The sequence below is a fragment of the Bradyrhizobium sp. IC4059 genome, assembly GCF_020193615.1.
Taxonomy (GTDB): domain Bacteria; phylum Pseudomonadota; class Alphaproteobacteria; order Rhizobiales; family Xanthobacteraceae; genus Bradyrhizobium; species Bradyrhizobium yuanmingense.
In genome coordinates this window covers 672148-686863 of sequence record NZ_JADYVH010000001.1, presented here as the reverse complement: position 1 = coordinate 686863, position 14716 = coordinate 672148, and the positions used below count along the sequence as shown (strand labels likewise).

Below are 14716 nucleotides of genomic sequence, written 5' to 3'. Positions count from 1 at the left end.
GGTGGACGACGGCGTCATTCCGGGGCGCGCATTAGCGCGAACCCGGAATCTCCAGATTCCGGGCTCGACGCTTCGCGTCGCCCCGGAATGACGAGGCAGTTACCTCCGCTACACCGCCATCTTCCGATGCAGCACCGGCGCGCCGGTGGTGAGGCTTTCGGCCGCATCGATGATGGCGTTGGCGTCGATGCCATAGTGCCGATAAAGGTCCGCGATGCTGCCGGTCTGGCCGAACTGCTCGACACCGAGCGCCTCGACGCGATGGCCACGGACGCTGCCGAGCCAGCCGAGCGCAGACGGATGGCCGTCAATCACGGTCACGATGCCGCAGTCGCGCGGCAGCGGCGCGAGCAGCTTTTCGATGTGGCTGAGATGCTGCACGCCGCGGCGGTCGCGCCGCAATTTCCGCGCCGCGGTCCACCCCGAATGCAGACGGTCGGCCGAAGTGATCGCGAGCAGGCCGACGTCGCGGCGGCTCTCGCCGATGAAGCCGGTCGCCTCGATCGCCTCGGGCGCGACTGCGCCGGTATAGGCGATCACGACCTCGGCATTCGGCCCCGGCTTGCGCAGCCAATAGGCGCCATCGGTGATGCCCTGTCGCAGCTCCGGTGTCATGATCCGCTGCGCCTGCTCGATTGAGCGCGTCGAGAGCCGCAGATAGACCGAGCCGCCCTCGCCCGGCTCGCGCTGCATGTGCTCGAAGCCGAAGGCCATGATCACGGCGAGCTCGTCGACGAAGGCCGGCTCGAACGAGGCCAGGCCGTCCTGCGCCATGCCGATCAAGGGCGTTGCGATCGACTGATGCGCGCCGCCTTCGGGCGCGAGCGTGATGCCGGACGGCGTCGCCGCCACCATGAAGCGCGCGTCCTGGTAGCAGGCGTAGTTCAGCGCATCGAGGCCGCGCTCGATGAAGGGATCGTAGAGCGTGCCGACCGGCAAGAGCCGCTCGCCGTTGATCTGGTGCGACAGGCCGAGCGCCGAGAGCATGATGAACAGGTTCATCTCGGCGATGCCGAGCTCCAGATGCTGGCCCTTTGGCGAAGCGTCCCAATTGTAGGTCGAAGGAATTTTCTCGCTGCGGAACAAGTCCGCCTTCTCGGCCCGCGCGAACAGGCCGCGGCGATTGACCCAGGGGCCGAGATTGGTGGAGACGGTGACGTCCGGCGAGGTCGTGACGATGCGCCTGGCGAGCTCGCTGTCGCTGCGCGCGATCTCGTTCAGCACGAGGCCAAAGCCTTGCTGGGTCGACATCTGCGGCGACGGCTTGAAGGCGAGCTGTTGCGGCACCTCGACGACGGGCGCCGTGAGCCGGCGGCCATCCTGATTGAACGGCACCCGCGCGAGGAAGGCCTCGAGCTCGGCCGCATCCTGCGGCAGCCCTTCGAACTTGTCCCATTCGTGGCCCGGCCGGATGTTCTGGCTGTCGCGATATTTCTCCATCTGCGCGACCGTCATCAGGCCGGCGTGATTGTCCTTGTGGCCCTGGAAAGGCAAGCCGACGCCCTTGATCGTGTAGGCGATGAAGCAGACGGGGCGGTCGTGGTCGATGGAATCGAACGCCTCCAGCACGCTCGCCATGTCGTGGCCGCCAAGGTTCGACATCAGCGCCAGCAGCTCCTCGTCGCTGCGCTTGTCGATCAGTTTTGTGATCGGGCCCTGGTCGCCGATTTCGTCATGGAGGTGCTTGCGGAAGGCCGCGCCGCCCTGGAAGCACAGCGCCGCGTAGAGCGCATTCGGGCAATTGTCGATCCAGCGCTTGAGCGCCTCGCCGCCGGGCTCGGCGAAGGCCTCGCGCATCAGGCGGCCGTATTTCACGATGACGACGTCCCAGCCGAAATTGCGGAACATGGTCTCGAACTTTTCCCAGAGCCCCTCGCGCACGACGGCATCGAGCGACTGCCTGTTATAGTCGACCACCCACCAGGTGTTGCGCAGGCCGTGCTTCCAGCCCTCCGCGAGTGCCTCGAAGATGTTGCCCTCGTCCATCTCGGCATCGCCGACGAGGGCGATCATCCGCCCCTCGCGGCGGTCCTTCATCCAGCCATGCGCCTTGACGTAGTCCTGCACAAGCGATGAGAACAGCGTCTGCGCGACGCCGAGGCCGACCGAGCCGGTGGAGAAATCGACGTCGTCGACGTCCTTGGTGCGCGAGGGATAGGACTGCGCGCCCTTGAAGCCGCGAAAATTCTCCAGCTTCTCGCGGCTCTGCCGGCCGAACAGATACTGGATGGCGTGGAACACCGGGCTCGCATGCGGCTTCACCGCGACGCGATCCTCAGGGCGCAGCACGTGGAAGTACAGCGCGGACATGATGGTGGCGAGCGAGGCGGACGAGGCCTGGTGGCCGCCGACCTTGAGTCCGTCGGCATTGGAGCGGATGTGGTTGGCGTGGTGGATGGTCCAGGACGACAGCCACAGCGCCTTGCGGCTGAGGGCGGTCAGGATGTCGAGACGGGCGGGGTCAACGGGCATGGCGATGCTCCGGAAAATATGCACCGATCATACGCCTGCGCGGTGCGTCAAACTTCTCAATTTTTCGCGCCATACCCGCCGATATTGGGATACTTTACCAACGTAGCGGACAAAATGCAGGTTTCATCCCAATGCCCGAGCTCGACGCCATCGACCGCAAGATCCTCAGCCACCTTCAGAACGACAGCCGCCTGACCATGCAGGAGCTCGCCGACAAGGTCGGCCTCTCGGTCTCGCCCTGCCATCGCCGGGTCAAGCTCCTGGAGGAGCGCGGCGTCATCTCGCGCTATGTCGCGACCGTCGACCAGAAGGCGCTGGGACTGCATGTCAGCGTGTTCATCTCGATCAAGCTGGCACGGCAGAAGGAGGAGGATCTCAACCGCTTTGCCCGCGCCATCTCGAAATGGGACGAGGTGCTGGAATGCTATCTGATGACCGGGAACCGCGATTATCTGCTCCGCGTCGTCGCCGCCGACCTCGCCTCCTACGAGGCGTTCCTGAAGACCAAGCTGACCCGGCTCGACGGCATTGCCTCGATCGAATCGAGCTTTGCGCTGAGCCAAGTGAAATATTCGATCGCGCTGCCGGTGTAACCAAGCGTCCGCCGGATTGCATGTTGTCACATGGGCGCAACAAACCCCGCCGATGGTCGTTGTGCTGGTATCCGAGCCGAGAGAAGAACCCATGACCGCAGCCGATCGCAAATCCGAGATCTCCAAGCGCGAGCGCATCATCCAGGAAATGGCCGACGATCTCGACGAGGAACTGGAGATGGAGATGGATGATACCCGTCTCGACGAGCTCCTCGACGAGACCGGAACCCTGAGGCCGATGGTCGATCGCAGGCTCTATTTCCGGGAACTGCTCCGCCTCCAGGGCGAGTTGATCAAGCTCCAGGACTGGGTGCAGAGCGAGAGGAAGAAGGTCGTGGTGCTGTTCGAGGGCCGCGACGCCGCCGGCAAGGGCGGCGTGATCAAGCGCATCACGCAGCGCCTCAATCCCCGCATCTGCCGCGTCGCGGCGCTTCCGGCGCCGAACGAGCGCGAGCGCACGCAATGGTATTTCCAGCGCTACGTCGCGCACCTGCCGGCCGGCGGCGAGATCGTGCTGTTCGATCGCAGCTGGTACAACCGCGCCGGCGTCGAGCGCGTGATGGGCTTCTGCTCGGAGGAGGAGTACCAGGAGTTCTTCAAGACCGTGCCGGAATTCGAGCGCATGCTGATCCGATCCGGCATCATCCTCGTCAAGTACTGGTTTTCGATTACCGACGACGAGCAGCAATTCCGCTTCACCATGCGCATCAAGGATCCCCTGAAGCAGTGGAAGCTGAGCCCGATGGACGTCGAGTCCCGCAGTCGCTGGGAGGCGTACACCAAGGCCAAGGAGACGATGCTGGAGCACACGCATCTGCCGGATAGCCCGTGGTGGATCGTCGATGCCGTGGACAAGAAGCGCGCCCGGCTCAACTGCATCGCACACCTATTGACTCAGATCCCGTACCAGGAGGTCGTGCGGGCTCCGGTGACGCTGCCGCCGCGCGTGCGACATCCCGACTATCAGCGAGGCCCGGTCCCGCCGGAGATGTACGTGCCGGCGAAATATTGACACTCCTACCGCCACGGCTGCACGATGATCTTGGTGTGGGCTTCGGGGTTGGCGAGATCGGCGAAGGCCTTTGCGACGCCGTCGAGGCCGACTTCGGCGGTGACCATCGCGGCCGCGTCCACCTGCCCTTCGGCGATCAGGCGCAGCGACGCAGCAAACTCCTCCGGGGTGTAGCCGAGCACGTATTGGACGTTGAGCTCCTTCATGATGCCGAGCATGGGCTCGCTTCTGTCGCTCTCCATGCAGACGCCGACCACGACGATGCGTGCATCGCGCGGGGCACCCTCGAACACCTGTTGCAACAGGCCGGGCACGCCGACGCATTCGAAGATGATCGCGGGCTTCAGCGCGGGCAGCATGGCCTGGAACGGCGGCCGCGCCGCCTTCTCAGCCTCCGACATCTGCGCGTGCTCAGCCCAGGTCGCGTAAGGCTGCGACGTGCGGGGATCGACGACGATGTCGGCACCGAGCTTTGCGGCGAGCGCGCGCCGCGCCGGCGAATAGTCGGCCGCGACGATCGGATGCAGCCGTTTGAGCTTCAGCGCGGCGATCACCGCGAGTCCGACCGGGCCGCAGCCGATCACGAGCGGCACCTCGCCGCCACGGATATTGGCTTTGGCGACGGCATGAACGCCGACGGCGAGCGGCTCGGTCAGCGCGGCATGCTCCGGCGCGGGGCCGTTGGGCACTTCGAGCAGCAGCGCTTCGCTCAGCAGCATCGCCTCGGCATAGCCACCGACATTGTCGTTGGAATAGCCGATCCCTTCGATGCCCTGCGGCGTCACCAGCACCGGCAGCGAGCAGACCTGGGTTCCCGGCTTCAGCTTGCGTGATGTGCCGGGGCCGTAATCGACGATCTCGCAGCAGAACTCGTGGCCGAACACGACGTCGCGGCTGAGGTCCATCGGCTTGCGCCCGGTCTTCCGCGCCATCTCCACCATACGATGGGCGTGCTGGCGCGCGTGCAGATCGGAGCCGCAGATGCCGCAGGCGAGCGTCTTGACCAGAACCTGGCCGGGGCCCGGCGTCGGCTCGGCCATCCGACCTACGACGATTTCACCGTTCCTGAAAATCGCGGCGCGCATCCGGCTCCTCCCCTTTGGAGCGAGTGATAGCACGAAGCAGGACGTGCAAACTTGCGTCAGGGGTTCGGGGACCGCTCTTCCAGCACCAGCAGCTGGGCGCGGCGCACCCGCTCGCGATGGGCGATATAAAGACCGCTGGCGACGATGAAGGCGGCGCCGACGACCGTCCAGATATCCGGGACCTCGCCGAAGATGAAGAAGCCCAGAATGCTGACCCAGAGCAACTGCGTATAGGAGAACGGCGCCAGCACCGAGGCATCGCCGTAGCGATAGGCCAGCACGATGATCCACTGGCCCACGGTCGAGGCGACGCCGATCACGATGCCCAGCCCGATCGCGGTCCAGCTCGGCGTGACCCAGACGAACGGCACCATGACGCTGAGGATCGCAACGCCGGTCAGCGCGGAATAGGCCATAGTGGTGAGCACCGCTTCGCGACCGCTCATCATCCGCGTCAGGATCAGCGCGGCGGCCCAGCAGAACGCCGAGATGATCGGGAAGAATGCGGCGGCATGGAACGCGCTCGTGCCGGGCCTCAGGATGATCAGAACGCCCGTCAAGCCGATCGCGGTCGCGATCCAGCGCCGCATGCCGACCTTCTCGCTCAGGAAGATGATCGACAGTGCGGTGACGAATAGCGGCGAGACGAAGCCGGTGGCGGAGGCTTCGGCGATGGGCAGAAATGCAAGGCCGGTGATGAAGAACAGCGACGAGCCGAGCAGTGCGGCGCCGCGCATCAATTGCAGACCGAGCCGCTCGGTGCGCATCGCATGCAGTGGCGAGCCCGGCAGCATCACGGGCGTGAATAGCAGCGCGAACGTGACGAAGCGGATCCAGGTGATCTCGATTGAAGGCAGGCTGGTCGACAGATATTTCGCGGTGACGTCGGAGCAGCCGAGGAAGATCGTCGAGAGCAACACCAGCGCAATGCCCTTGAAGGGATGATCGACGCGCGCAGGCGCGCGGCGAGCCTGCTGCTTCTTCTCCGGAACGGGCATGGGAATACTGTCGAGCCTTGCGGCTGCGGCGGGCGGCGGTGTCACGGCTGGAACCCGGGCAAAATGCGAATCGAGAACAGCCGTAAAAAACGACATCTGCTCCGCATTCACAACTTCCGAAAACAGGATGCCGATATGCGCGAGCCGCCGCGCGCGTCAATGCTCCGTTAATCTCGCCCGTTGTGCACTACAGCATGGGCAGGCCGCGCGGCTTCGGCCCGCGCGGAAACACCGCGTCGAGCGCCGCAATCTCGTCCTTCGTCAGCACGAGGTCGCCTGCTGCCGCATTCTCGCCGGCATGTTCCGCAGACGAGGCCTTCGGAATGGCGAACACCGTAGTCGCACGGGTGAGAAAGCTCAGCGCAACCTGACGCGGCGTCGCACGTCGCGCCTCCGCGATGCGCGCCAGCACGGCGCCGCCCTTGCTGCTGCCTGCGGGGAAATCGTCGTGGCCGAAAGGGGAGTAGGCAACGACGGCAACATTATGCCGTTCACACCACGGGATCACCGCATGCTCGATCGCGCGTTCTTTCAGGGGGTAGAGCACCTGGTTGCAGGCGATCCGCCCCTCGCCGGAGACGTCGAGAATCTCATCGAGATCGTCGGCATCGAAATTGGAGACGCCCCAGGACTTGATCTTGCCTGATTGCACCAGCTCCTCGAACGCAGCGACGGTGTCCTCCAGCGGATAGGAGCCGCGCCAGTGCAACAGATAACAGTCGAGCCGGTCGGTCTTCAGCCGCTTCAGCGAGCGCTCGCAGGCGGTGATGGTGCCGCGGCGCGAGGCGTTGCTGGGCAGCACTTTCGAAACGAGGAACACTTCATCGCGCCGGCCTGCGATCGCATCCGCAATGACGAGCTCGGCATCGCCGTACATCTCGGCGGTGTCGATGTGGGTCATGCCAAGATCGAGCCCGCGCTGCAGCGCCGCGATCGCGCGCTTGCGGTCGCCGTGGTCGAGATACCAGGTGCCCTGCCCGATGACGGAGACGCTGGCGCCGATCTTGCCGAAGGGTTTCTTGTTCATGGTCGCTCCGATCTCCGCTGTTATTTTTCCCTCTCCCCGTTCTTACGGGGCCGCGACGAGCTTCGCTCGCGCTGAAAGGGTCGGGGTGAGGGGCTGCTTCCGCAAACTCGATAACAAAGAGACTCGCGGAGGCCCCCCTCACCCGCCGCGCTTTGCGCGTCGGCCTCTCCCCGCAAGCGGGGAGAGGCGAAGAGTCCGCGCTACAATCCCCCGATATCCGCCACCAGCACGCTGCCGGTCGCGGACTCCGTGATATAGAGCCGATCCTTGTTTTCGCCACCGATCGCGACATTGGTGCAGTTCGGTCCCGCGCACGATTTGATGCGCGCGATCAGTTCCCCGTTCGGCGCGAACACGAAGGCGTGGCCGAGCGAGGGGTGGCCGACGAACAGGCGGCCCTTGGCATCCATGGTCAAGCCGTCGGGGCCGCTGGTGCCGAACAGCGAGCAGAAGCGGCCGACCTTGGACACGCTGCCGTCCTTCATGAACGGCAGCCGCCACACCGCGTTGTCGCGCGTCATCGCAACGAACAGCACGGTTTCGGTTGGGTCGAGCACCAGGCCGTTCGGACTGATGCCGGTGTCGAGCAGGCAGTCGAGCCGGCCGGTCGATGCCAGCCGATAAACCCGCCCGCTCGGATCATGCAGCCCGGTCTGGCCCTGATCGGTGAAGTAGATATCGCCGTTGGAGGCGAGATGCAGATCGTTGCAGCCGCGGAACGATTCCGAATTGCGCCCGGTCAGGACCGGCTTGACGCGGCCGGCTGCGGCATCGAGCTCCATGATGCCATGCCTGTAGTCGGCGACCAGGATGCGTCCGTCGGCTGCGATCTTCAGCCCGTTCGGCCAGCCCTCATATTCGATCACGAGCGACCATTCGCCGTCGGGCGCAATCCGGAAGATGCGGCCGAACGGAATGTCGACGATATAGAGATTACCGTCCTTGTCGAATGACGGCCCCTCGATGAAGCTCTCGGTCGGTATGTTCGGCCGGTTGGCGTCGGCCCAATCGGTTCGCACGCCCTTGCGGCGAAACTTGTCGGGCATGGCGGTGAACAGCCTGGTCTCGATCAGGCGCGGCGGCGTTTCCAGGTACATCATGGTTGTTGTGGATGTTGAAAGGAGCGCGGCACCATACGGCACATTAGCCGGCGCGTCGATTGGGGTGGTCCACATTGCAATGGTGCGGGCGCTGCGTAGGGTGGGTTAGCCCCGGGGGCTGCGCGAAGCGCAGTCCCTTGGCGTAACCCACCTCTTTCGCTTCCGCATTGACGAAGAGTGGTGGGTTACGCTGCGCTAACCCACCCTACGAGACCTATCCCGCCGCGCTCGCGACCTCCGCCTGCTGTGCAGGCACTTCCGTCATCGCAATCAAGCGTTTCAGCTCGGGAATGCAGGAGCCGCAATTGGTGCCGGCCTTGAGCTTGGCGCCGATGTCGGCGGTCGTGCGCGCGCCGCCAGCGATGCTGTCGCAGATGGTGCCGCGGCCGACGCCGAAGCAGGCGCAGACGATCGGGCCGGTCGAGGCCGCGCCTTCACAGGATTTGCCCGACAGCAGCATGCGGCGCTGTTCGTCCGTGACCTGATCGGCCACGAACAGGCTCTTCACCACCTCCCAGTCGCCGGCATCATGCGCGGGGCCGACGAACAGGCAGGTCTCGATGCGATCGCCTACGAACGAAGCTGCGCGAAAAACCCCGCCGCCGAAATCGCGATATTCGGCAACGTCCTCGCCGGCGACGCTCTCGAGCCAGGCGGGCCAGCGGGCGAGATCGGCATTGTCGGCGAAGAGATAGCCGAAGCCGCCGCTGACGGTCACGCGCGTCCACAACAGGTTCTGCGGCAGATCGAGCGGCTTGCGCGACAATGCAAAGCCGCGGAAGACGAATTCGTAAGGCGCGATCGCGGCCGGCGTCGCCTTGGCTTCCGGCTGTCCCGAGAACGGATCGGTGAACGGTGCTACCATCGCCCCGACGCGGCCGTGCGAGGCGTTCATCGCGCTCCAGTGGATCGGCACGAACAGCGTGCCGCGCTGCTGCCGCTCGCTGACGACGACTTTCAGGATGCACTGGCCGTAATCGGTGGTGATGCGGGCATAGCCGTCATGGACGATGCCGTATTTGCCGGCGTCGTCGGGATGGATCTCGACGAAAGGCTCGGGCAGATGCGCGCCCAGGCGCTGGCTCAGGCCGGTGCGCGTCATGGTGTGCCACTGGTCGCGGATGCGCCCGGTGTTCAGCCTTAAGGGGCGCGACGGACCGGTCTCGCCGCGCAGCGCCGGCACCTCCGGCGCAACGAAGCGGCCCTTGCCGTCATTGGTGAAGAAGCCGCCAGCAGCGAAGAAGCGCTCGCCGGGCGTCCCGCCCTCGCGCACCGGCCATTGCACCGGCTTCAAACCATCGAAGGCATCGTCCGACAGCGAGGTCAGCGCGCCGATGTCGAAATCGCGGCTGCCATTGTTCTCGAACGCCGAGAGCGCGGCATGCTCGCGGAAGATATCGGCGGCCGATTTGTAATTGAAGCTGTCGCCGAAGCCGAGGCGCTTTGCGGTCTCGCTCAGGATCCACCAGTCAGGACGCGCTTCGCCCGGCGCCGGCAGGAACGCGCGCTGGCGCGAGATGCGCCGCTCCGAATTGGTCACCGTGCCCGACTTCTCGCCCCAGGCCAGCGCCGGCAGCAGCACGTGCGGGCCGGCCGCGACGGTGTCGTTGGCGAGTACGTTCTCGGACACCACGAACAGCTCGAGCTTCTTCAGGGCATCGCGCACCATGTCTGCATCGGGCAGCGACACCGCGGGGTTGGTGCCCATCACCCAGAGCGCCTTGACCTCGCCGCGGTTGATCGCCTCGAACAGCTGCACCGCTTTCAGCCCCTCATGGGTGGCGATGCGCGGCGCCTTCCAGAACCGTCTGACGCGGTCGATGTCGGGCGGCGTGAAGCCCATATGGGCGGCGAGCATGTTGGCGAGGCCGCCGACCTCGCGGCCGCCCATCGCGTTGGGCTGGCCGGTCAGCGAGAACGGCGAGGCGCCCGGCTTGCCGATGCGCCCCGTGGCGAGATGGCAGTTCAGGATGGCGTTGACCTTGTCGGTGCCCTGCGCCGACTGGTTGACCCCTTGCGAATAGAGCGTGACGACCTTCTCGGTGTCGCGGAACATCCTGAAGAAGGCGGCGACGTCCTGCTCGGAGAGGCCCGTGGCGAGCGCGGTCGCAGTGACGCTGCCGGCGATGCTGCGCGCGCGCGCCAGCGCTTCGTCGAAGCCAGACGTGTTCTGCGCGATGTAATCCTGGTCCAGCACGCTATTGTCGGCGAGATGCACGAACAGGCCGGAGAACAGCGCGGTGTCGGTGCCGGGCTTGAGGCCGAGGAACAGGTCGACATCGCTGGCGGTATCGGTGCGGCGCGGATCGATCACGATCATGCGGGCGCCGCGCTCCTGCCTGTTCTTCAGCATGCGCTGGAACAGCACCGGATGACACCAGGCCGCGTTCGAGCCGACGAAGACGAGCAGATCGGCCTGGTCGAGATCCTCATAGCAGCCAGGCACCGTGTCGGCGCCGAAAGCGCGGCGATGGCCTGCAACCGAGGACGACATGCAGAGCCGGGAATTGGTGTCGACATTGGCGGTGCCGACAAACCCCTTCATCAGCTTGTTGGCGACGTAATAGTCTTCGGTGAGGAGCTGGCCGGAGAGATAGAACGCGACCGCGTCGGCACCATCGCGCGCCACGATGTGCTGCATGCGGTGGGCGACGTGGTCCAGCGCATCGCTCCAGGCAACGCGCTCCAGCACGCCCTTGCAGCGGATCATGGGATAGAGCAGCCGCCCTTCCAGGCCGACGGTCTCGCCCAGCGCCGAGCCCTTCGAGCACAGCCGGCCGAAATTGGCGGGATGATCGGGGTCGCTCGCGATTGCTGCACCACCCTTGCCGTCGGGCGTTGCGAGCACGCCGCAGCCGACGCCGCAATAGGGACAGGTGGTCTTGGTGGTGCGGAGATTTGGATCGATCGCCGTCATATCACGCCGCTTTCGAAGGCTGCGCCAGCGCGCGGCCGAACATCATGTCGGTGCGGATCGAAGCGACCTTGTCGCGATTGCGGATCAGCTCGAGGTACCAGAGCGCATCGATCGTATCGCCGATCAGCACCGCCCCGGTGAGCCGACCGTCGGCGATGACGAGCTTCTTGTAAGTGCCGCGCCTGCGATCCGACAGCACGAGGCTCTCGCTGCCCTCCCCGCCCATGAAGTCGCCAGCGGAGAACACGCTGACGCCGGAGACCTTCAGATTGGTCGAGACCACGCTGCCCTGATAGGCGGCGGGCCGGCCGGCCAGATGCCGCGCCAGCACGCGCGCCTGCTCGTAGGCGGGCTCGACCAAGCCATAGCAGGTGCCGCGATGCTCGGCGCATTCGCCAAGCGCAAAGATGTCGGACGCGGAGGTCTGCATCACGTCGTTGACGACGACGCCGCGGTTGACCGCGATCCCCGCCTCCTGCGCCAGCGCGACGTTCGGCTTGATGCCGGCGGCGAAGATCACCGCATCGGCCTCGATGCGGCTGCCATCGGCGAGTTCGACGGCCTGGACGTGGCCCTTGCCGTGGATGCGGGCCGTCGCGGCATTGAGCATGACGCGGATACCCTTGCGCTCGACCAGCGTCTTGAGCAGGTCGGCCGCGGGCGCGTCGAGCTGACGCTCCATCAGCCGATCCATCAGATGCAGCAGCGTCACGGGCGCGCCGGCCTTGGCGAGACCGTAGGCCGCTTCCAGCCCGAGCAGGCCGCCGCCGACCACGACGACGCGCTTCCTAGCCGCGGCCAGTGTCAGCAGCAGGTCGACGTCGCGGGTGTCGCGAAACGTGTGCACGCCGGCAAGATCGGCGCCTGGCACGTTGAGCCGCAGCGGCGTCGATCCGGTGGCGAGCACGAGCTTGGAATATTCCATGCTCTCCTCGCCCGCGATCTTGAGCTCACGACGGCCGACATCGATCTCGCTGACGCGATAGCCGTAGCGCACCGTGACGCCGCGGTCTCGCCACCAACCGGCCGGCCGCAGCTCGATCTCGTGCGAGCCGGTCTCGCCCGCCAGCACGGAGGAGAGGAGCACGCGATTGTAAGCGAGCCGCGGCTCTTCGCCGATCACGGCGACCGCATAGCGGCCGAGCGCGGTCTTGGCGAGCTCGTCGACCAGACGCGCGGCCGCCATACCGTTGCCGACGATGACCAGCGGTTCACTCACAACGCATCTCCTATTCGGCGGCCTGCGCTTGCGCGCCGTAGGCCTCGGACATCATGTAGCCGGACAGCACGCCATAGGCGTCGGTCCAGGCTGCGGCGAGTTCGGGCGTCCAGGCTTCGCCAAGGCCCTTCTCGAGGGTCCACAGCAAGGTCGCGCCGACCACGGGGTAGTGCTCGGCCTTGGCGCCATAGTCGACGTGACGCTTGGCGAGCGCGGAGGCCGCGGGAAGAATCGATTCCAGGTTCGACAGGCCGCCGACCACGGCGGCGAGCATGCCCATCAGCTTCTTGCGCTGCTCGGTCATGTCCTCGGGAAACATCGCGCGCACGGACGGCGCCACCTCAAACAGGCGGTCGTAGAACAGCACCGCGGCGGCTTCCGAAATCGGGGCGACCTTGGCGAAGCTCTGCTGAATGAGAGTAATCTGCTCGGGCGTCATAATGTTCTCCTGTCTGTTTCGGTCTGCCTTCGTCCGCGCCATTGCGGACAAAGTTCATGGATCAAACGTCATCAGAGAGACTTCTCCCCGCGTACGGGGAGAAGCGACATTCGTGCCAGTTTGTCGTGCTCACACACGCGCCTCGGCGAGGCTTGGCGCGCCTTCGCCCTGCGGGCTGCGACGCAGGTAGAACCACCAGGTCAGAGCGAGGCAGGAGGCGTAGAAGGCGAGATAGACCACGAGCGCGAGCTGCGGCCCGCCGGTCATGGCGATCGACTTGCCGAAGCCGCTCGGGATCAGATAGCCGCCGACGGCACCGACCGCGCCGATGAAGCCGACCGCCGCGCCGCTCTCGATGCTCGCGGTCTTCAGGGCAGCGCTGCGTGCCGCATCGCCCTTGCCGCGCACCTTGAACAGGTTCTCCTCGCGGAAGATCGAGGGGATCATGCGGTAGGTCGAGCCGTTGCCGATGCCCGTCGTCACGAACAGGATCAGGAACATCGACAGGAAGCCGATGAAATCCTTGTGTCCCACGAAGTAGAGCGCGCCGACCGTGGCGCCCGCCATCACAATGAAGTTCCAGAAGGTGATGATGGAGCCGCCGACCCGGTCTGCGAGCCAGCCGCCGAGCGGACGCGACAGCGAGCCGACCAGCGGGCCGAGGAAGGCGATCGAGATCGTCACGGTGGGGAATTGCGTCTTCAGCAGCAGCGGAAACGCCGCCGAATAGCCGATGAAGGACCCGAACGTGCCGATATAGAGATACGCCATGATCCAGGTGTGCTTGCGCTTGACGATCGCGAGCTGGTTCTTCACCGACGATTTCGCCGTGGTGAGATTGTTCATGAAGAACACCGCGCCGAACACCGCGATTGCGATCGGCAGCACCCACATCAGGCCGGCATTCTGCAGGAAGATGCCGTCGACGGGCGTCGCCTGATATAGGTTGAAGACGGCGAGCGTCATCAGGATCGGGGTCAGGAGCTGCACGCTGGAGACACCGATATTGCCGCCGGCCGCGTTGAGGCCGAGCGCCCATCCCTTCATCCGGTCGGGAAAGAAGAAGGAGATGTTGGTCATGCTGGAGGCGAAATTGCCGCCGCCGAGACCCGCGGTCGAGGCGACCAGCAGCATGAGCCAGAACGGCGTGTCGGGCTGGCTGACGAAATAGGCGAGCGACAAGGTCGGGATGAACAGGATCGCCGCGCTGATGATGGTCCAGTTGCGGCCGCCGAACGTCGTCACCGCGAAAGTATAGGGAAAGCGCATGAAGGCGCCGATCAGGCCCGGCACGGCGACGAGCTGGAACAGCTGGTCGGTGGTGTAGTGGAAGCCGGCCTGCGGCAGCTTGGTGGTGACGATGCTCCAGATCAGCCAGACCGAGAAGCCGATATGTTCGGCGACGATGGACCAGATCAGATTGCGCCGCGCGATCGACTTGCCGGTATTGTTCCAGAACGCCTCATCCTCGGGGCGCCAGTCTGAAATCCAGCTGGAGTTCAGGGTCGGATTCTTCGTCATTGCGTATCCCTTCCAGGCTCACCGCTGCGTCGTTGCAGGCTCTGCCTCCGGTCACGGAGGCGCGCTCCGAGGCTTCACCCCGGTGGCGAGATCACGATGCTGATTGATGATGTTGAGGGACGTCGTCGTTGGCGTCGCGCAAAGACGTTTCAATTTCCGTGCCAGTTGCGCGCATACGGGAAACACAGGGATTTCAGGATGTTATTCGTATTGCCCGAATTGTTTGCAGGGCTTTTCCGCACGCAAAATTTGCGTTTCGCTCAATCCCTGTGCGACGCACAAGGATTGAGCTTGATGTCGATTAATTGGGCGCGGGCAGATCTCGCGTGAACG

The 14716-nt window shown here is 65.2% G+C and carries 12 protein-coding genes; 3 read left to right on the top strand and 9 right to left on the bottom strand.

Annotated elements, in window-relative coordinates; translation table 11 throughout:
• Positions 1-108: 108 nt before the first annotated feature.
• Positions 109-2472 carry a transketolase gene (locus I6F12_RS03245; protein ID WP_225155489.1) on the bottom strand — a complete coding sequence of 788 codons (2364 nt, stop codon included), beginning with the start codon at positions 2470-2472 and terminating at the stop codon, positions 109-111.
• Positions 2473-2603: 131 nt separating this feature from the next.
• On the opposite strand from I6F12_RS03245, the gene I6F12_RS03240 reads away from it, so the two are divergent.
• Both I6F12_RS03240 and ppk2 read left to right on the top strand, forming a co-directional pair.
• On the top strand, positions 2604-3065 hold the full coding sequence (locus I6F12_RS03240) for an Lrp/AsnC family transcriptional regulator (protein WP_036004597.1): 462 nt from the start codon (positions 2604-2606) through the stop codon (positions 3063-3065).
• Between the two features lie 91 nt (positions 3066-3156).
• Complete coding sequence (gene ppk2 / locus I6F12_RS03235) at positions 3157-4077, top strand: polyphosphate kinase 2 (RefSeq protein WP_036004675.1); 921 nt, start codon at positions 3157-3159, stop codon at positions 4075-4077.
• Between the two features lie 5 nt (positions 4078-4082).
• Here the strand turns inward: ppk2 and I6F12_RS03230 are convergent, their stop codons facing one another.
• From I6F12_RS03230 to I6F12_RS03195, 8 genes are all read right to left on the bottom strand, one after another.
• Entirely contained in the window at positions 4083-5162 is a 1080-nt protein-coding gene (locus tag I6F12_RS03230) for a zinc-binding dehydrogenase (RefSeq protein ID WP_225155488.1), read from the bottom strand.
• 56 nt (positions 5163-5218) lie between these two features.
• The gene (locus I6F12_RS03225) at positions 5219-6160 is read right to left on the bottom strand and encodes a DMT family transporter (protein ID WP_057027221.1); all 942 of its coding nucleotides are present in this window, start codon (positions 6158-6160) and stop codon (positions 5219-5221) included.
• A 187-nt stretch (positions 6161-6347) separates the two neighbouring features.
• Positions 6348-7187, bottom strand: a complete 840-nt coding sequence (locus I6F12_RS03220; protein ID WP_225155487.1) for an aldo/keto reductase — start codon at positions 7185-7187, stop codon at positions 6348-6350.
• Between the two features lie 200 nt (positions 7188-7387).
• Positions 7388-8284 (bottom strand): SMP-30/gluconolactonase/LRE family protein, encoded by an 897-nt coding sequence (locus I6F12_RS03215; RefSeq protein ID WP_225155741.1) that lies wholly within the window; start codon positions 8282-8284, stop codon positions 7388-7390.
• A gap of 217 nt (positions 8285-8501) precedes the next feature.
• Positions 8502-11204, bottom strand: a complete 2703-nt coding sequence (locus I6F12_RS03210; protein ID WP_225155486.1) for a nitrate reductase — start codon at positions 11202-11204, stop codon at positions 8502-8504.
• A gap of 1 nt (position 11205) precedes the next feature.
• Positions 11206-12423, bottom strand: coding sequence for an FAD-dependent oxidoreductase (locus tag I6F12_RS03205; RefSeq protein ID WP_225155485.1), 1218 nt, complete (start codon positions 12421-12423; stop codon positions 11206-11208).
• A gap of 10 nt (positions 12424-12433) precedes the next feature.
• On the bottom strand, positions 12434-12862 hold the full coding sequence (locus I6F12_RS03200) for a globin family protein (protein ID WP_036004577.1): 429 nt from the start codon (positions 12860-12862) through the stop codon (positions 12434-12436).
• Between the two features lie 129 nt (positions 12863-12991).
• Positions 12992-14383: an MFS transporter gene (locus I6F12_RS03195; RefSeq protein WP_225155484.1), complete on the bottom strand. Its 1392-nt coding sequence runs from the start codon at positions 14381-14383 to the stop codon at positions 12992-12994.
• 96 nt (positions 14384-14479) lie between these two features.
• On the opposite strand from I6F12_RS03195, the gene I6F12_RS03190 reads away from it, so the two are divergent.
• On the top strand, positions 14480-14713 hold the full coding sequence (locus I6F12_RS03190) for a hypothetical protein (RefSeq protein ID WP_141697547.1): 234 nt from the start codon (positions 14480-14482) through the stop codon (positions 14711-14713).
• Positions 14714-14716 lie beyond the last annotated feature (3 nt).